The sequence below is a fragment of the Novosphingobium resinovorum genome, from assembly GCF_001742225.1.
GTDB classification, from domain to species: domain Bacteria; phylum Pseudomonadota; class Alphaproteobacteria; order Sphingomonadales; family Sphingomonadaceae; genus Novosphingobium; species Novosphingobium resinovorum_A.
Map to the genome: position 1 here is coordinate 854,705 of NZ_CP017077.1, position 16,350 is coordinate 871,054.

Annotated in this window: 18 protein-coding genes and 1 pseudogene; 4 read left to right on the top strand and 15 right to left on the bottom strand. The window is 60.7% G+C overall.

Annotation, left to right across the window (positions count from 1 at the left end):
- Nucleotides 1–165: 165 nt before the first annotated feature.
- On the bottom strand, nucleotides 166–1,125 hold the full coding sequence (locus BES08_RS28995) for a DUF2493 domain-containing protein (RefSeq protein WP_008828812.1): 960 nt from the start codon (nucleotides 1,123–1,125) through the stop codon (nucleotides 166–168).
- A 228-nt stretch (nucleotides 1,126–1,353) separates the two neighbouring features.
- On the opposite strand from BES08_RS28995, the gene BES08_RS29000 reads away from it, so the two are divergent.
- Complete coding sequence (locus BES08_RS29000) at nucleotides 1,354–2,412, top strand: IS110 family RNA-guided transposase (RefSeq protein WP_156800004.1); 1,059 nt, start codon at nucleotides 1,354–1,356, stop codon at nucleotides 2,410–2,412.
- A 568-nt stretch (nucleotides 2,413–2,980) separates the two neighbouring features.
- On the opposite strand, the gene BES08_RS29005 is transcribed toward BES08_RS29000, so the two are convergent.
- From BES08_RS29005 to BES08_RS29030, 5 genes are all read right to left on the bottom strand, one after another.
- Nucleotides 2,981–3,196, bottom strand: coding sequence for a DUF6117 family protein (locus BES08_RS29005; protein ID WP_008828811.1), 216 nt, complete (start codon nucleotides 3,194–3,196; stop codon nucleotides 2,981–2,983).
- The gene (locus tag BES08_RS29010; RefSeq protein WP_008828810.1) at nucleotides 3,196–4,194 is read right to left on the bottom strand and encodes a DUF2493 domain-containing protein; all 999 of its coding nucleotides are present in this window, start codon (nucleotides 4,192–4,194) and stop codon (nucleotides 3,196–3,198) included. Before BES08_RS29010 ends, BES08_RS29005 begins: the two co-directional genes overlap by 1 nt.
- A gap of 68 nt (nucleotides 4,195–4,262) precedes the next feature.
- Entirely contained in the window at nucleotides 4,263–4,724 is a 462-nt protein-coding gene (locus tag BES08_RS29015) for a DUF736 domain-containing protein (RefSeq protein ID WP_008828809.1), read from the bottom strand.
- Nucleotides 4,725–5,182: 458 nt separating this feature from the next.
- A complete protein-coding gene (locus tag BES08_RS29025; RefSeq protein ID WP_008828807.1) occupies nucleotides 5,183–5,605 on the bottom strand; it encodes a type II toxin-antitoxin system VapC family toxin in 423 nt (140 codons plus the stop codon).
- On the bottom strand, nucleotides 5,605–5,868 hold the full coding sequence (locus tag BES08_RS29030) for a type II toxin-antitoxin system Phd/YefM family antitoxin (protein WP_008828806.1): 264 nt from the start codon (nucleotides 5,866–5,868) through the stop codon (nucleotides 5,605–5,607). Before BES08_RS29030 ends, BES08_RS29025 begins: the two co-directional genes overlap by 1 nt.
- Before the next feature lie 249 nt (nucleotides 5,869–6,117).
- On the opposite strand from BES08_RS29030, the gene BES08_RS29035 reads away from it, so the two are divergent.
- Together BES08_RS29035 and BES08_RS29040 are read left to right on the top strand one after the other, a co-directional pair.
- On the top strand, nucleotides 6,118–6,513 hold the full coding sequence (locus BES08_RS29035) for a hypothetical protein (RefSeq protein WP_008828805.1): 396 nt from the start codon (nucleotides 6,118–6,120) through the stop codon (nucleotides 6,511–6,513).
- Between the two features lie 60 nt (nucleotides 6,514–6,573).
- The gene (locus BES08_RS29040; RefSeq protein ID WP_008828804.1) at nucleotides 6,574–7,131 is read left to right on the top strand and encodes an HD domain-containing protein; all 558 of its coding nucleotides are present in this window, start codon (nucleotides 6,574–6,576) and stop codon (nucleotides 7,129–7,131) included.
- Here the strand turns inward: BES08_RS29040 and BES08_RS29045 are convergent.
- The 9 genes and pseudogenes from BES08_RS29045 to BES08_RS32390 all read right to left on the bottom strand — a co-directional run bounded on the left by BES08_RS29045 (nucleotide 7,128) and on the right by BES08_RS32390 (nucleotide 15,894).
- Entirely contained in the window at nucleotides 7,128–7,442 is a 315-nt protein-coding gene (locus tag BES08_RS29045) for a hypothetical protein (RefSeq protein ID WP_008828803.1), read from the bottom strand. The two genes, BES08_RS29040 and BES08_RS29045, sit on opposite strands and share 4 nt — an antisense overlap.
- A gap of 83 nt (nucleotides 7,443–7,525) precedes the next feature.
- Complete coding sequence (locus tag BES08_RS33450; protein WP_156800047.1) at nucleotides 7,526–7,675, bottom strand: hypothetical protein; 150 nt, start codon at nucleotides 7,673–7,675, stop codon at nucleotides 7,526–7,528.
- A gap of 337 nt (nucleotides 7,676–8,012) precedes the next feature.
- Nucleotides 8,013–8,606, bottom strand: a pseudogene (locus tag BES08_RS33455) (hypothetical protein); the annotation flags it as partial.
- Nucleotides 8,607–8,709: 103 nt separating this feature from the next.
- Entirely contained in the window at nucleotides 8,710–9,168 is a 459-nt protein-coding gene (locus BES08_RS32385) for a hypothetical protein (protein ID WP_083274934.1), read from the bottom strand.
- Complete coding sequence (locus tag BES08_RS29065; protein ID WP_037518151.1) at nucleotides 9,152–10,960, bottom strand: integrase; 1,809 nt, start codon at nucleotides 10,958–10,960, stop codon at nucleotides 9,152–9,154. The genes BES08_RS32385 and BES08_RS29065 overlap by 17 nt, the downstream gene beginning before the upstream one ends.
- A gap of 4 nt (nucleotides 10,961–10,964) precedes the next feature.
- Nucleotides 10,965–12,785 carry a site-specific integrase gene (locus BES08_RS29070; RefSeq protein ID WP_069710107.1) on the bottom strand — a complete coding sequence of 607 codons (1,821 nt, stop codon included), beginning with the start codon at nucleotides 12,783–12,785 and terminating at the stop codon, nucleotides 10,965–10,967.
- Nucleotides 12,778–13,920 carry a tyrosine-type recombinase/integrase gene (locus BES08_RS29075; RefSeq protein WP_069710108.1) on the bottom strand — a complete coding sequence of 381 codons (1,143 nt, stop codon included), beginning with the start codon at nucleotides 13,918–13,920 and terminating at the stop codon, nucleotides 12,778–12,780. The genes BES08_RS29070 and BES08_RS29075 overlap by 8 nt, the downstream gene beginning before the upstream one ends.
- A 404-nt stretch (nucleotides 13,921–14,324) precedes the next feature.
- Complete coding sequence (locus BES08_RS29080; protein ID WP_069710109.1) at nucleotides 14,325–14,762, bottom strand: hypothetical protein; 438 nt, start codon at nucleotides 14,760–14,762, stop codon at nucleotides 14,325–14,327.
- 72 nt (nucleotides 14,763–14,834) lie between these two features.
- A protein-coding gene (locus tag BES08_RS32390; RefSeq protein WP_156800049.1) for an IS630 family transposase occupies nucleotides 14,835–15,894 on the bottom strand; the annotation gives its coding sequence in 2 pieces (ribosomal slippage) (nucleotides 14,835–15,408 and nucleotides 15,407–15,894; 1,062 coding nt in all).
- Between the two features lie 174 nt (nucleotides 15,895–16,068).
- Here BES08_RS32390 and BES08_RS29095 point away from each other — a divergent pair.
- The gene (locus BES08_RS29095) at nucleotides 16,069–16,254 is read left to right on the top strand and encodes a hypothetical protein (RefSeq protein WP_008828796.1); all 186 of its coding nucleotides are present in this window, start codon (nucleotides 16,069–16,071) and stop codon (nucleotides 16,252–16,254) included.
- Nucleotides 16,255–16,350 lie beyond the last annotated feature (96 nt).

Here is a 16,350-nt window from a genome sequence, read left to right on the forward strand (position 1 = left end):
CGCAGGAGGCCGGTGTGCCAACGGCACGCCGCATCGCTTTGCGACGGACGGGCCCCCGTGGGGTCCCGTCCCTGAGCAGAGCGATTCTTACCGGCAGACAAAAAGCGTCGATGCACGAAGGGTTCACCTCCGTACATCGACGCTTTTGGGTCGTGCGCTCAGCGCTCAGCGGACCTGATCAGTGGCTTTCAGGAAGTAAGCCGGAATGCCGGCACTACGTACCAGCCGAGCGAGATGGGATTGCAGCCCGTTACCCTCGCAGACGAAAGCCTCAGCGGGGTTGAGCCGAACAAGTGCCTCATTGCGGGCGAACCCGGCCCTGCGCCCCAGCGAGCGCCAGCGCTCCAGCGTGAAGGCGACCACCTTGACCCCGGATCGCGCTGCCCAGGCCGCCGCTATGGCATCGCAGCCCTTTGTCTGGGCAGTGGTGGCAAGCACCATCTCGGGTATGCGGGTGCGGATCGCGTCGAGCCGTTCCCACACCTGCCGATGATCCGCCCACACCTGGCCTCCGGAGAAGATGACGACGGGGCCACTGGGAGCATGCGCCTCGTTCCGGCGGTTGCGGCGCGCGGCCAGGAAGTCGGATGCCGCGATAACCGACGCTGTCCGCTTGCTTGAGGCAAGCGTTCCGCGCGGGCTCGACCACGGGCGTCCGGTCTCGACGCGGTAGACCTCGGCGGCATGGTCTCGCATGCACGCGACCGCCTCGCGGGCCTCGTCGAGCCCTTGGCAGAGGGTCTGTGCATCCTCCAGCGTGGCGTTCGCGATCTCGCTGCCATCGTGCTCGCGGATCATGTCGCGCAGTTCACGTGCCGCCTTGTCGCCCTCACCGTCGAGTTGTTCGGCCACCTTGTGGAAGCTGTGCACGATACCCCAAGTGAGCCGATCAGCGACAGGCTGCAGACGCGTATCACGCAGGAGATCGAACAGCGTAGTGATCAGCATTTCGGTCGCCATCTGCGCTTCGAAGGCACCCGGCATATCGAGGTCCATCGCCTCGTCGGTGCGCACGATCCGAACTTCGCCAATCCGCGGAGAGAACGCATCCTCGAAACGATCGGTGGGTTCGTTGGCATCGTCACCCGGAATCTGGAAGGAATAGTGCGTCGTTGCAATGGTCATTTTGAACCTCCTTTTCTTGAAAGAGGTTCCCCCACCGGCGCGGGCTCCGAGCAGCGGGGTCAAGGATCGCGAAGCGACCGCGCCAGCGGCGATGGGGGTCACGATTTTGTCCGGCGGCCGCCGCGGTGCGTCGGGGATCTGCCGGTGATCCGCCGGGCAAAATGGTGTTGGGGTGGACGGCCCCCGAACATCATAATGAGGTCGTTAGATCACAGTAGGAGGCCGTCAGTGAGCAACATCGCGCGCATCGGAATGGACACTTCCAAGAGTATCTTCGTACTGCATGGCGTCAGCGCCGACGATCAGGTCGTGTTGCGAAAAAAGCTCCGTCGCAACCAAGTTCTGGAATTCTTCAGCAAGCTCTCACCAACGCAGATCGGCATTGAGGCGTGCGGGGCGTCGCATCATTGGTCTCGCAAGCTTGAGGAGCTTGGTCATGAGGTGCTTCTGATCGCACCTCAGCATGTGAAGCCCTATGTTCGCCGCAACAAAAATGATGCGGCTGACGCGGAGGCGATCTGCGAGACGATGAGCCGGCCTCGAACATGGTTTGTACCGGCAAAAACTGCGGATCAGCAGGCCGGCCTAATGCTAGCTGGGACCCGCGATGCGCTCATTCGCAGGCGCACTCAGCTTAGCAATATGATCCGTTCCTATGCCGCAGAGTTCGGCTTGGTATCACCGCGCGGACTCGACAAAATTGAGCCATTGCTGGGGCGGATTGCAGCCGACGAAACGTTGCCAGACCTTGCGAAGGAAATGTTTGCCGACTTGGGCGGCGACTACACACAACTCCAGGATCGACTTACGATCATCGAGAAGAGGCTGCAGCTCTGGCATCGCAGTCACGAGCAGAGCAGGCGTCTGGCTCAGATACCCGGTGTCGGCGTCGTCGGCGCTGCGCTGATGACGATGAAGGTTCCCGATCCCAAAGCTTTCCGCTCAGGGCGCCACTTCGCCGCTTGGCTGGGACTTACACCAAAGGATCATTCAACCGCCGGGAAACAGCGGCTTGGAGTTATCACCCGAGCTGGCGATGAGGCCCTGCGGAGCGTTCTGGTCGTCGGAGCGACCGCACTATTGCAGCAGGTTCGAAAGGGACGAAGCCTGCAATCGCGGTGGCTGGCTGAACTGCTGCGGCGCAAGCCGCCCAAGCTTGTGGCGGTGGCGCTGGCCAACAAGACTGCCCGCATAGCGTGGAAGCTCATGGTGAGCGGTGAGGTTTACGATCGGAACCGGGTTACCCCGCCGCAGGATGGCATAACAGGTGAACTCGTAGCGGCGTAATCGAATTCTGGGCCGGAAAGGCGGCCCGACATCAGTTGCTTGCAAGAGAAGATAGCAGATGGCGTGATCGATCGATCTAAGACACGAGCAACTCCGTGGGCCCCACTGGCCAAGACATCGAAGGTCGAAATGGTGTTAGGAACTCGCGTCGCGGAACCCATCTTGGCAGCGGTCATATGCGGCCGCGACATCAGACCGGACATATGAGCGCAAGCGATCCGATTGGTCTTCTTCTCAGCTCTTGTAAGCAGGGGGCCGTCCACATATGGGGCCCCATCGTCCTTGAGGCCGCTGCGTTCCCGCGCCACACTTGGAGGACTTGATAGATAGAAGAAGAGCTGCCCTTGGCGGGGCTCGATGCCCCGGCAAGGGCATTGTCTCGGCAGGGCAATGGCTCACCGAAAGATTGGCTGGTCTAACGGCCCCATCAAGTGTCCCCATGCAGGGGCGCTCCCTCGCAGACAGGCAAGCTCACCGCCCAATTGGGGCTTGTCGTCTGAAGTACATCTGCCAGATACCGCTGAGCGTGCGACCACGCTTGTCGAAATCCGCACGCTCAGCGGCGCGTCTATGCCGGCGGGAGGTAGGCCTCGTAAGGGTTGCCGTCGTGGAGATGACCAAAGGGCGTCATGACATATTCGCCTGCGTCGTATCCCACAGCGCAGATGACATAGCGGGGTTCGCCTGTCACCGCATCGGTGCATTCCATCAACGCCAGATCACCATGCGATGCTGCGTCGAGCAGTGTCTGGAAATTCGCGGCATAGGCCTCCGGGATTGCCATCACACCCTCCCGCGCACGCGTTGGCGCAAAGCGACGGTATCCGCGGTCTGGTCCGTCTTGCGGAAGGCATGGATCGGTACCCCGGCTTGCCGAAGGGACTGGTAGAGGTTCGCCTGCACCCCCGAGCCTTCACACAACACGGCCTCGACCGGCCTCAGATCGACCAGCTTGCGATTGCGATCGAAGGCCTTCTTCATCCCCGAGCCGTAGAGGCGGAAGGCGACCAGCGGTACGTGCCGCCCTGCGCTGCCCGCCCAGCCTGCAGCGATCGCATCGGCCCCTGCGCGCTGTCCGGTGGTGACCAGTGTCATGTTCGGGACCCGGGCATGGATCGCGTCGAGGCGCTCGAAGATCATTGCATGGTCGTGCCAGACAGACGGACCGGAGAAGATGACGACAGGCCCTTGCGGATTATGCCGTTCGCGCGCCGCCAGACTCCTCGCCCGCAGAAAGTCGAGCGCATCGACCTGACTGGCGATGTTCTTGGAGGCGCGACTGCCGCGTGAAGGCGACCAGGGCCATCCCGACAAGGCATGATAGGTCGCGGCGGCAAAGTCGCGCATCGTCTCGATCGCCTCGCGCTGCTCGGCGACCGAACGGCAGGCAAGCTGCTTGTCCTCCAGGCTGCGTGCGTAGACCTCGCTCATTTCAGGATTGCGCGCGAGCTCACCCAGGTCCTGCGCAAGAGCATCCTCCTGCCGCTCGAGCTTGCCGGCGGTGAAGTGGAAGGAATTCACGAGGCCCCATGCTATCTCGGGCGCGAAGGGTTCCAGGCGGGTATCGGTAAGAAGATCGAAGATGCACGCGATGATCCCGCCGCAGTCCGCCTGGGCCGCGAGCGGATCGGGCATTTCAAGGTCGGTGGGCTCCTCGCCCGGCTGCATGATCGAGAGGTGTTCCGGGTCGCCGAACACTGCGCGAAACTCCGGGGTCGCGGTCATCTCGGCGTAGAGTTCCTTGAGATCGGCAAAGCGGTGAACGCTGCTTGAAGAGGTCATGGCAATCGCTCCTGAAGGAAGGAGGGAATGGCCGGAGGAGTTGCGCCTCCCCCGGCCGGCTCGGCACGTCAGAAGGCGATTTCGTCGTCGAATCCTGCCCCGGCACCCACCAGGTCACCGCCCGGTGCAGCCGTACTCTCGCCAAAGCCAACGTCGCCGCCGCCATCGCGCCTCTGGCCGCCACGGATGACCGGTGCGAAGACGTCGCGCGGCTGCTGGCGCCGCCAGGCGACGCGGAAGCCATCCTCCTCGTTTCCGAACAGCGCGATCGAGAGCGGTTCGGAAAGGCTGGGATCATCGATCGAGCCCTGCAGGAAGGCTTCGCCCGTGGAGTTGCGCGCGACGGCTTCCCAGAGCGCGCCGACCTGGACCCAGCGATTGCCGACATTGAGTGCGAGGATTTCGAAAAGCGGCGCACGCTCGTGCTCGCTCTCGACCGGGCGGAGCCCAAGTTGGGGAAGATCGATCGTACGCGTAGCGATCCAGCCAAGGGTACGACCGTTGACGACCTTGAATTCACCGATGTTCATGAGACTTACCTTTCGACGTTGCGCCGCTCGGACCCTTCCGAAACGACACCCCTCAAAATCCGTCTCTTCTCTGGAACTCGACCTCTCCCACCTCGCTGGGACCTGCGTGCAGGGCGCCACCGCGCGCCCAGACCCAGCTGGGCGGACCGTTAGAGTTGCGCTATTATCGGTACATGGACGCAGACACGATCAGGACCATTGCTGGCCTCGCGTTACAACGCTCCGTTCGCTGCGAGTCTGCGGCCAGCAGCGATGGTCTCAGCCGCCTCGGGGCCAGCCGTGCCCTCGTCCAGTTCGCCCGGGACCTGAACGCTACAGCCAATGAGCTTGAGCGCGAAGCCAGGAAGCGCAAGCGGCCTAGGTAGGTGGAACGCCGGTAAGCCATTAGGGTGTTGTTGCCCTTGCGCAGGCTGGCTCTAGTGCTCCGCCATCCGGCGCAGGTTTAATTGATATTTCCTCTAGTGCTGGCCGTAGGACCAGGGATCGATTAACGGTACGCCGGTTGCCTTGAAGTCGGCTTCGTTGCGCGTGACCACGATCATGCCGTGCACAAGCGCTGTAGCGGCAATAAGAGCATCGCGCTCTGATTTGGGATCAGGAACATGCAGGCGCGCGCAGCGGCGGGCAACAGCAAGATCAATGGGCAGAATCCGATCTTCGAAGCGGACCAGAATGTCGTTGGTCAGCCAGTCCCGATAGAGGTCGGCCTGCACTTTGTCTTTCCGCTCCTTCATCAAAATCCCCTGCTCGATCTCCAGGACCGTGATGACGGAAAGATAAAAATCCTCGGCGTCCACTGAGGCAGCCCAATCAAGTATCTGTGGAGGGGCCTTGTCGATGCGGCGGAAAATCGAAACGACATTCGTGTCGAGTAGATGCATCAGTCCAGTTCCACTTGCTTCGTAATTCCACCGAACTTTTGAAACTCGAAATCATCATCCAACGCCGCAGGATGGCTGGGTGTAAGGGATTCGAGCAAGCTCATCTTTTTCCCGCCACGTAGCTTACGATACTCATCGATCGACATGAGGACATGAGCCGGCTTGCCGCGGTCGGTGATAATGACAGGGCCATTGATCGTTGCCTTTTTGGCACGACCGACGTCCTGATTGAAGTCGCGAGCTGAAAGCGTGGTGATCGTCATGCTGAAACTCTCCTTTGTTCCTACATTGCCACATCGGCACTCCCCCAGCAAGGCTGCGTGTTGCTACGTTGCTACAAATGGCTATGCCAAAATTCATACAGATGCGTTTGAAAGGATGCGTGCATTCCACAGACGCGGCGCGAAGGGCGGGCAAGTTGATCCAGCGACCTTATTCGCCGGTAACCATTGTGTCGGCCTTTTGTTCTTGATATGTTCAGAAAAGCTCTCCTAACAGACAAAAGCAGAACGATGCATACTTGGCTCGGCTCCTACAACTATGAACTCCCCCTTCTCGACCTCATCAATGGTTCCGCGTCCGATGATGTGTCGATCGAACTGGCGGCTCGCTCACTGGGCTGCGGACTCGACAGCGGGTACTACGACGCGCAGGCTCTCGCCGACTGTCTTTCGCAGCTCTGGTCCGAGATCGAGGACGGTATATGGGATGATGGCAGCGAGGCACGGATCGAACTCGCCGGCGTCATAGGTGGCGGGGGCGACTATGTCAGGGGGCTCTACGATACCGTGCGCCACCTCGATGCGGAAAGCGCCGCCAACTACCTGGCCGCCCACGTGCGTGTGATGATGGCTCGTGCAGATATGGCCAGACTCGCGCGCGAGACGATGGCCGCCGCCGCCATTTGAATTCGTCGTGGCTGCGTGAATAACGCTCGACATAGATGCCTGCCTCACCGAATGTTGCGTATGACAGATGTCCGATCCGATCTGGTGACAAGAGCGCTGGCCTTTGCCACGCGAGCCCATGGCGCCATCGACCATCGGCGCAAATACACCCATAAACCCTACATCGAGCATCCCATCGAGGTGATGCAGATCGTGCAAGGTGTTTCGCATACGGACGAGATGTTGGCGGCCGCCCTGCTTCATGACACCATCGAGGACACGGCAGTAACCCGCGGAGATATAGAAGAGCAATTCGGGGCATCCGTCGCAGCTTTGGTGATGGAATTGACCGACCAATGCCACGAAGGAAACCGGGCGACACGCAAGGCAGCCGAGGCGGAGCGGCTCGCAACAATCTCTTCCGCAGCCCAGACGGTCAAATTGGCGGACCTTATCAGCAATACCCGCTCGATCGTTTCGAACGATCCGGTTTTTGCAGAAGTGTACCTGAGGGAGAAGGCGCTCATCCTGAGCAAGATGCGGATGGGCGATCCCGAGTTATATGCGAAGGCGTGCGAACTCGTAAACAGCGCATCAAACGTGATCGGGCTTGATGCGAACGGCTGTACGCCTACCTAACCCAGACCACTGCGAACTATAAAATCCTTCGCAGCACGTTGGGCTGGTCCGTCGATCATGCCCAGTGTCTTGAGGCGGTCAGTTTCAAGGATCGATCCAAGGTCAGCGGGAAGCTCCGCATGGTCTGTTGCGAAGCGGATAGCTTCAGCTGCGGAGGATATCTCGCCCGGGTAAGTGCCTAGCCATAGCAGGACAGCGTCGTCAGCATCCCCGGTTTGCTTAACCTGGACGAAGAAGGTGCCAAGGGGCCGATCCCAACCGATAGAAACGCTGACGCCATCCAGGCGACCAGAGAAGTCGTAGCGGCTCATCGCTGTGCTTCCTTGACCTATGGGTAAGAGACTACAGGCTCGGTCTGCCACGAGATCCGCTGGCCTAATAGACACAGACGTTCTCAATTCGAGAGGATGTGAGGGGTGCCAGCGATCTTCGACGTGGCGATTTTTACGGCGCGGATCAAGGCTTGATCAGCCATCGCTGGGATGCCGGGCTCCTGCTTGGTCGCGCTAAGGACGTAACGAGCATCAAGATTATAATCAGCCACGCGCCGCATCGTCACGGCGGTCCGCAATCAGTGCATCGCTGAGACTCACATCTGCGGGCACACGCGTACGAACCATGGCACGCACCCGAGCAAGCGCGGAGGTGGAAGTTCGCACGCGTAGTTCTCCGCCGACAACCTCAAGGCAGACGTCATCACCATCGGCGAGACCGAGTTCCTCGTGCACGTCCAACGGGATTTGCAGGTGCCCTCCCGATACCATGCGCCCCCTGTAAGTAGTCATCGCCGACTCCACCTGTGCGATCGCATTGAACATGTGCCACGACCTAATAGCCTGGCACGCCTGCACTATGGCAATGACAATGTCGTTCGATTGCGCTCAGAGAATTCCACGATGGAATTGCTCGAGCCATGTGCCAAGCTCTGGTCGCTCCGCCAGCGACACGCGGGCTGCAACCTCCTGAAACCGAACCAGCGAGGAGGGCGCGGCGGCTATGATGCCATCGATCTCCTGGTCGGACAGTAGACCTTCAGTCCTGATGAAGTCCGTCATTTTCCCCGGGCGCTTGGTGGTGCTGCGCCGCCAAAGACCCTCGACAGTGCGCAACCGCGGCGCTGCGCGCGCTTCAATGAGGACGATTATGCGCAGCCAGTGCCTGGACAATGAACGCACCTCGTCAGGCTTCATCCCAGTGCAGAAAACGCATGAGGATTTGGGTGGAACCGGCAAGCCTTCGGCCTCGATGCGACGCTCGCACGCCTCTCGGTTCCAGCCCCATTCCCGAAGAGGGTAGCGATTATCGAAACGCGGATCCTCGATTGTAGCGGCGTGCGCGTACCGCTGCCCATCACGTTTGCCAGCGTCGTAGCCAATATAGCGCACGACCTTTCGGCCTTGCGCCCAGGCGTCGATCGCTGGCTGCCAGGTTTTGATGAAGGCTTCCTGGGGTGCTGCCTTGTACTTGAGGCTGCATTAGGTCTGGACGGTTCTGTCCTCTTTGCCTCGCAAATCCTGCATTTCCGCCACTCCCAATCCCCCTCCCCTTCCAAGACGCCCCATAAGGTCGGGCCCGCCTTCAGACAGCGGAAGGATCATGTTGTTCAGCGCTGGCGCGGATTGGCACGGGTCGGCGTATCCGATCGAGTTCCTGCACGAGTTGCGCGTTGCGACGTTCGAGCCTTTCCGCGCGCTGCTCGGCTTCGACAGCGCGCTTCAGCAGGCTCGCGTTATGTGTCGCGAGTGCGACGTTGCGGTCTTCCGCATCGCGAAGAGCCGTGCGTGCGCGATCCGTCTGTCCTGCGATCCTTTCTGTGTCTTTAGCACGCTGCGCCTGAAGTCCGCGCAGAGTGGCAAGAACGCCGGCGTGGTGGGTATAGATTATATTGCGGCCAACCCCAGCAGCGCGTGCGAGAGCGGCTACCGTCGGCGCAGTGGATGGTTCACTAGCAAAGGCGCTAAGAGCCTCACGCAGACGAGCATCGGTCTTTGCCCAGCGACGGGCTTGCGGAGTGGATAAGTCAGGTTCGGATGCCATCGGCATTTCCTTTGTCGATCTGGTCGAGGATGCAACGCGATTCCTGGATACGGGCTTCGGCAAGCGCGCGGCTCTCGGCATCGAGATCATCCCGCTGGGTCAGCATGATGTTACGTTCGAGGCGCGCTTCCCAAACGTGTCTATGCCGGTCGGTCACGGCGAAGTTGGCGCAGGTCCGGCAGGTGCTTTGGGTGCGAAGGACCGGGTTCGGCTCGCACTCGCCGCCAAGGCAAGCGGAGGATTCTCGGCGGTACAGACAGTAACCCCAGTCGCAGACGCCAAGGCGCATATCCGTCTCGGCCAGGATCTCGGTGATATAGCCATCGACGTCGCCCGATCGCTTTCGCCCGCGGAACGGTGATCGTTCGGAGAGCATGACCCCCGCCTTGCCGCCAACGTGCGGAGCCAGGAGAAGGTCTTCCAGCGCCTCCCGGGTTTCTTCCGCAGTCTGGTCGTCGATCAGTTCGGCAAGCTCAAAGTCGGTGCCGACATAGGCTCGGTCGGTCATCGCGCGGTGAACGTGACCGAGGTGGCGTTGTAATGCCGTCAGGCCGGTACGATCACGCCGACCGATGAACCGGGAGAACGTCTTGCGCCCCTGATAAGTGGTCAGGCGCCAGGTGCCGTCTTGGTAGTCCGGCAGCGCGAGGAAAGGCGCAAGCCGCTCATTCAAACGACGGTTGACCAGGGGTGGTCGCAATCGCGCGACGGGCATCGACGTCGGCAGTGGCGATCGCCCCCTGCCAAGCTGATGAAGCCAGAGATTTCTATCGCCGCTAAGTTCGCGAAGCGGAGCCGAGAGACGTTCAAGAATATGGATCGCCCGCTGAACTGGCTCAGGTGCGAGCCAGCGGTGGATGTCGCCATGCTCTGTCAGCGAAGTCTTAGTGATCGTGCCGACCAAATAGACGTGTTCCTCCCCGCTGCCATCGGCCGCGTGGCGCTCAAGGCAACCCTCTTCAAGCCTCAAGATTTCCGAAGCTCGCGCGCCAACGAGATAGGCGATGACGACGAAACAGGCGTCGCCAAGCCGGTCAAGCATGAACGCAAGGCGGCGCAGCGGCCAGTTGGGATTCGCATATCGATCCGCATGAGGAATTGCCTCGTCCAGCATGGCGCGTCTGATATGCCAGTGGAGCCACCGACCCTGGTAGTGCGGTCGGAACCGTGCATGGAGATTCTCGAGATGGTCGCGCAGTGCGAGTATCTGGTCCGCCGTTCCGCCCAGCAGCTCTATAGCCCCGCTGACCAGCGGCACGGCGATCTCGTCGGGGGTGTAAGGATGGCCGCCGTAAGGTTTCCAGTGGCGCTTCCCGACTGAAGCGGCGCGGGGCGGCGGCACAGACGGTGCATCATCCAGCTTGTTGCGTTGCATGTGAAACGTGCGGATCGTGCCCAGATACCCTTCGGCGGTGCTGAGCGAGAGCAACGCTCCGCTTCTGCCGCGGCGACCGCGGAGCATTGCGACGAACCGATTGACCGTGTCTTCATCAAGATCGCTGAAGCGTCGAACATTTTCGACCGCCATCCATCGAACGAGGAAGCGAATGTGATTAAAGTGGCCCCGGATCGTACTCTGTCGGAGCGGCACCCGGCCTTCGGGGGGATCGTCTCGTAGCGACAGCAGGAATAGTTCAGCCGCATACCTAAGCGGTTTCCACTGATCGTCGCTGAACCGGCCTCCATCCGGCATTAAGAAACGCCAGTTGAACGTCATCGTGACGGACATGCTATCGTTTTGCAACGATACCGCCGGGAAATGAGCGAGCGAAGATGTCGTCACGGAGCCCATGATGCTACTCCATATCCGGCAGTGGTGGCAGAACCGGAATGAGGCGCTCTGCGTCCGGCATCATCTCGGGCGGAAACGCCGGCAGCAAATCCTCCGCCAACGCCCGAAGACTCGGAGCGTAGAAGCGTCCGAACCGGATTGGGTCAATACGCTCGCGTGCCAATTCAAGATGCCGGATGGCTTGGACGATCCGCGCGAGATGGTCCGGGTTGATCGGGACGACCAAGCCAGGACAGGCGAGGCAACCACCGAGCTTCGGGCACACTTGACCAGGGCGCGCAGACGCGTCGTCGGTCGGCCGAAGGCAGGTGTGACCGAACAGCGCGGTCACTGGCGCTGCGGTATATGATCCTCCATCTTGCGGGCGATCCGAGCTTGTTTCGCCGTGAACCCATTTGATCATCAGCGATTGGAGCCGGGCGATCGTATCGCGCTCGAGGCGGCGAACGGCCTCGCCGTCGACGTAAATATCGGTGGTTGCGACATCTGCATGATTAAGGACCGCCTTGGCCGCCATGATATCGCCCTGCGAGGCGGTATAGTGGGCGCTCGCCATGCTGCTGCGGAACAGCTTGGGCGAGAAATCGGGAAGCAACGGTCGGCGCTCATCGGGATGAGCTTCGTTCCAGGAGGCGATGGCGGCGTTCTGGCGCTCGTAAAACCGCAGCATTGCCCATCGCAGCGTGGCCTGCGCGATTTGGCCGGCGTTATGCTCTCGTTCGTTGCGGCCGGTCGTCATGAGGAACCGGTGCAGGAACAACTGGTCGCGCTCGGACGGCCCCACGTGCGGCAGCAGAGGAGCCGTCATCGCGAGAAGTTTCTCTATCAGGCGTGGCGCCGAATAGGGGCGGCGATTGTCGAACGAGCGCCGCTGCATGCGCTTGACCTTCCCACCGGCGCGGGGTTTGCTCCATTCGACCATGACGCGATGCCAGTCGAGCGGATGGGCTATCAGGCAATCCCGCTTGATTTGACGCAGCGGCCCGGCATTAGCCGCCGTCTGGATCAGCAGCGCGATGTAGAACGCCGTTAGAGCATCGGTCGTGATATGCAGATAGCCCTCGATCGAGGCGATCGGGTGCGCTTTTGGCAGAGCCTTCTTGCGGAAGCCTAGCCGCCGCAAACCATTGCCTCCGGGGGATAGACCATTGTTAGCCCGATGGAGCCGCCATATCCATCGGTCCAGTCCTTCTGTGCGCCACGAAGGGCGCGGCGGCAGCTCAGTTAGGGCTATGACGCCCTGGCCATATTGGAACTTGTCCCAGGCGACGTCGATCTCTGCGTAGCAGGCTGCTAGCACCGACCGCATCTGGAGGGGCGTTAACCGCTCTTGGGGCAGTCGCTGGGTACCGGCGAGCGGGATAGCATTGTTTGGCACCGTGAGGTCAGGGGCGAACAGACAAGGATTGTTCGCTATTGCTCGCTTTAGTACTGGCCTAACCATGCCGAGCTGGTGCGATTGCGACTTTACGCCGCGCTTACGTCCGTTGGCCGGCTTCGCCAGCCAAGTGATGAATCTGCGGATCGTTGCCGTATCAAGGTCGGCAGCGCACCCGACCCGCCCGTCTTCACGCAGGAACCTCCCGAACACGCGCAGCGCGAACCAGCGAGCGGCACGGGTCGCGGCGCTGGATGCCACGTCATGATCACGGAAGGCACGGGCCATAGCTGCGCTGATGTCGTCCGGCATCCCGAACAGCGCCCGATCGAACTGCTGCACGATCTTGCCCCATTCATCGCGGAACTGAACTTTCGCGACATCCGGCGGATGGTCTGCAGGTGCCGTTTCGAGCCGCAGCGTCCGATCGAGGCGAGTCCTAGCCATCGGTTGGGATCAGCTCACCATACAGATAGGCAAGGCTCTCGCTCAGGTCATGCTCATGGAGCTCGACACAGCGCAAATAGATCGCCGTGGTTGTGATTGAGGCGTGGCCGAGCAGCACCTGCACGACCTTGAGCGGGTTGAGATCAGGATTGGTACGGGCTTGGACCTGAAGGCGGACGAGCATGGCCATCGCGAAGGTATGGCGCAGCCAATGTAGCGTACCGTGAAGCCCGGAGGCCGCAAACGCTTCCGCAAACTGTGCCGTGAGAAGCTTGCGAGTCATGGCGCGGCCATGTTCGTTCAACAGGAGATTGGATGGCATGCGGTAGCGCCTGTCGGCACGGCGAGCGCGATGAACGATCCGGGCACGCCACTCACCGATGTACCAGTGAGTATGATCGAGTAGCCGAAGCGGCGGATAGACCGTTCTTGGCCGGTCGCCTTTGGTGATATACAGCGGTACTCCAACCAGCGGCTCGCTGGCGAGGTCGAGCGGCCAGCTATCGGGAATTTGGCCGATGGCAAGCGCGCAAAGCTCTTTACGGCGCAGACCCGCTCCGAGCGCCCACTGCGCGGCAAGGCGCGCTGTCGGCCTAAGATGTGTGAATAGCCTCGCCAGTTCGGCAGCATGCAGCGGCCGCGGCAGCCTTTCGGGCCGGGAGACGATCAGTGCGTTGACCTGGCGCCGCTGCAATCCGGGACGATAGGCACCGTCGAGCATCAGCGTCATCTTCTCGGTCAATCGGAACGGGCAGTGGTCGATCAATCCCCTGTCGAGCGCCCATCCGTAAAAGCGGCACACAGTGGAGACGCGCGCGTTGATCGTGGTCCGGGCGTAGGGCCGTCCGGTATGCTGGCTAGGGTTTTCCAGCATCCGGTTGCGATAGGCGGCGATCACGCGCTCGTCGGCCTCGCGCCAATTAACCCCAGATTGCTCGAGCGCGTCGAACCAGTCGTGTAGATGCTCACCGTAGGTACGCACAGTTTCCGACGCCTGCGCGTGCCCACTGAGGTCGGCATGCTCCATGAGCCAGACGAAGGCCGGTTCGATGATTGCCATTTCCGCATCGAACAGAATCGGGAAGCCGACTGGGATGTCCGACTCACCCGCCACCGCCCGAATGATCGATACCATATCGTGGGATCCCCTTACGCTGGGGTGACAACGAACAATACCGCAATTTGGGATCTGGTCGGCAAGGAGTTCGGCGGATCGGTTGCTGGCCGGGTCGTATCGCGGCTGACGCAGGCCGTTCGACCTAGTTTATCGATGAAGGTCGCAAACGATCAGACTCGCTACGGTTCAGGCTCTGGAACGGGCTGGCGACAGGATTCGACCAACTCTCGCCGTCCGGCACTGAAGTTACGAGCGTCTGCTTGCTCCTCAACCTGTCGTCTGCCTAGCGGAAGGCTGCCCGGCTGCTACGCGCCCCCTTCGAGCCATCAGGCGACGGCAAGCCGGTCGCCGGTAGCGGAATGACAACCTTGCAATAATTTAATCGGGAAAGCGGTCCGGCGGCACACCCCCCATGGCGGACGCTACGAAATATGCTCAGCAGGTAAGTCTGCGACTTGAAGCCCGCATCTCATTTGAATTGCGCGGTTCACCTTTTTCATGGTGGGAATAAAGTGATCGATTTCCGTTTGAGGTATGGCTTCCCCGATCCTGCTGTGGGAATTAACGAAGTCCCAGCCATCCGGAGTTTGGTCGATCTGGAGAACGGAACTTTGCGCTTCGCCATATAGCCAAACGTGCGTGATGGTGTGCACGCTGCGGTGTTTCGGCAAAATCTCGACTGAATCGAGCCAATCAGTCTTATAGGTAATGCGAGCCGCGTCTGGAACGCTGTGAATTGCTGCGTTGATGCAACTTATGTCGACCGGGCCACCGAGGGACGCACGACTTTGTACACCGTAAAGACGGTCACATCCGCTCAAAAAGACCATCACGCCGATAGCGAAAGTTCCAATTCTCATTTGGGAAGGTTACCCTCGCCTGCAAGGCGGCTCAATGACCACTATCCACCCTCTTATACCAAGACTCTCAGATCATGACCCATGCGCCCATTTGCGTAACCCGATGGACATGATGCGCCATGGCTGATCGATGAGGCGGTTCCAGGCGTGGCAGCAGTGGTCCACGACGTTGTCGTACGAGGAGAAGATGCGGTTCGACAGCCAATTGTCACGCATGAACTGCCACACGTTCTCGACCGGATTGAGTTCAGGACATTTGGGCGGCAGCGGCAGGAGAGTGATGTTGGCCGGGATGTCGAGTTTTCCGGACATGTGCCACCCGGCCTGATCGAGCATGAGCACAGCGTGAGCGCCGGGTGCGACCTGGCTGCTGATTTCGGCAAGATGCATGTCCATGGCTTCGCTGTTGCAACGAGGCATGACCAGCGCGGCGCCTTTGCCTTCTGCGGGACAGATTGCCCCAAAGATCCATGCCGAAGCCCGGCGCAGATCACGAGGCGCGACGGGTCTCGTCCCGCGTTTGGCCCAGCGCCGGGTGATCTGCGTCTTCTGCCCGATCCGGGCTTCATCTTGCCACCACAGCTCTATCGGCGTGCCTTTGGGCAGGCGCCTTCGGATTTGCGCCAGACGGGCGGGGAAGGCTTTTAAAAGCGGTAATATCTTCAGGGCGCTGCCCCTGATGGCGTGGCCGGGCCGAGAGCTTGCGATAGCCCATGGTCCGAAGTTCATGTCCCAGCGCCTGCTTGCTGATCGAGATTTCGAACTCTTCCCATAGCCATTGGACGAGGTCGATGATCCGCCAGCGAACCACACCATGAACAGCAGGAATAGGGCCTGCTTCGATGGTTTCGGCCAGCGCGCGTCGATGACAGTCGTCGAGGATAGTATCTGGCCCCGGCGCCTTGCGGGTTTCCAGACCATCAGGGCCATGCGCGTTGAAGCGCAACACCCAATCCCTGACAATCTGCAGCGTGACCCCGCCGACCTTAGCTGCGTCGCTTCTGCTTCCGCCGTCCAGGATCGTCGCAATCGCAAGCAGACGGCGGACTTGGTCTGCATCCTTGGCCCGGCGAGCAAAGGCCCGAACCTGCCCTGGGCTGAAATCATCTCGAAGTCTGACTGGCGCTGCCATCGCAAAACTCCAACCGTTTGCGATGGTGAATCACGTCAGCGCCAATCCTGATACCCTCCGTGAGTCAGATTCCACAGGTTTTGGTATTACGCCGAAATCCGGACGAACCGTGAGGGCCCCATTGCGGTCGCTGCGCCGTTCGATCTAAGGTCGAGCCTGAAAAGGGGGCTCAATATGGCAAGCATCTCGAAGACCCAGCGGTTGATCTTGATCGCCGCCTTTGCCGCGCTGCTGATAGCTCTGGCTATGCATCGACTCGAAGGGCCATTTACCGGCGACTGGATTACGGTTGTCTTGAGCGCTTCTCTCTTCGGGCTCGCGTTCATGTGGGATGGTATCGCGAGCTATTTGAAGAGGTAGTGCCGTCCGCTATGCACCCGTTTTCGTCATTCCGGGAGGTGAGCGCTGCGCTCTATAGCGGCACGTCCGGTGCTCACCGCTCGGGAAGAAAACCAG

Bases quoted from the DNA above. Each gene is read 5' to 3' on its own strand.
- BES08_RS28995 (WP_008828812.1), bottom strand. From the start codon at position 1,125: ATGACCATTGCAACGACGCACTATTCCTTCCAGATTCCGGGTGACGAT.
- BES08_RS29005 (WP_008828811.1), bottom strand. From the start codon at position 3,196: ATGGCAATCCCGGAGGCCTATGCCGCGAATTTCCAGACACTGCTCGAC.
- BES08_RS29010 (WP_008828810.1), bottom strand. From the start codon at position 4,194: ATGACCTCTTCAAGCAGCGTTCACCGCTTTGCCGATCTCAAGGAACTC.
- BES08_RS29015 (WP_008828809.1), bottom strand. From the start codon at position 4,724: ATGAACATCGGTGAATTCAAGGTCGTCAACGGTCGTACCCTTGGCTGG.
- BES08_RS29025 (WP_008828807.1), bottom strand. From the start codon at position 5,605: ATGCATCTACTCGACACGAATGTCGTTTCGATTTTCCGCCGCATCGAC.
- BES08_RS29030 (WP_008828806.1), bottom strand. From the start codon at position 5,868: ATGACGATCACCACGCTTTCAGCTCGCGACTTCAATCAGGACGTCGGT.
- BES08_RS29035 (WP_008828805.1), top strand. From the start codon at position 6,118: ATGCATACTTGGCTCGGCTCCTACAACTATGAACTCCCCCTTCTCGAC.
- BES08_RS29040 (WP_008828804.1), top strand. From the start codon at position 6,574: ATGACAGATGTCCGATCCGATCTGGTGACAAGAGCGCTGGCCTTTGCC.
- BES08_RS29045 (WP_008828803.1), bottom strand. From the start codon at position 7,442: ATGAGCCGCTACGACTTCTCTGGTCGCCTGGATGGCGTCAGCGTTTCT.
- BES08_RS32385 (WP_083274934.1), bottom strand. From the start codon at position 9,168: ATGGCATCCGAACCTGACTTATCCACTCCGCAAGCCCGTCGCTGGGCA.
- BES08_RS29065 (WP_037518151.1), bottom strand. From the start codon at position 10,960: ATGGGCTCCGTGACGACATCTTCGCTCGCTCATTTCCCGGCGGTATCG.
- BES08_RS29070 (WP_069710107.1), bottom strand. From the start codon at position 12,785: ATGGCTAGGACTCGCCTCGATCGGACGCTGCGGCTCGAAACGGCACCT.
- BES08_RS29075 (WP_069710108.1), bottom strand. From the start codon at position 13,920: ATGGTATCGATCATTCGGGCGGTGGCGGGTGAGTCGGACATCCCAGTC.
- BES08_RS29080 (WP_069710109.1), bottom strand. From the start codon at position 14,762: ATGAGAATTGGAACTTTCGCTATCGGCGTGATGGTCTTTTTGAGCGGA.
- BES08_RS29095 (WP_008828796.1), top strand. From the start codon at position 16,069: ATGGCAAGCATCTCGAAGACCCAGCGGTTGATCTTGATCGCCGCCTTT.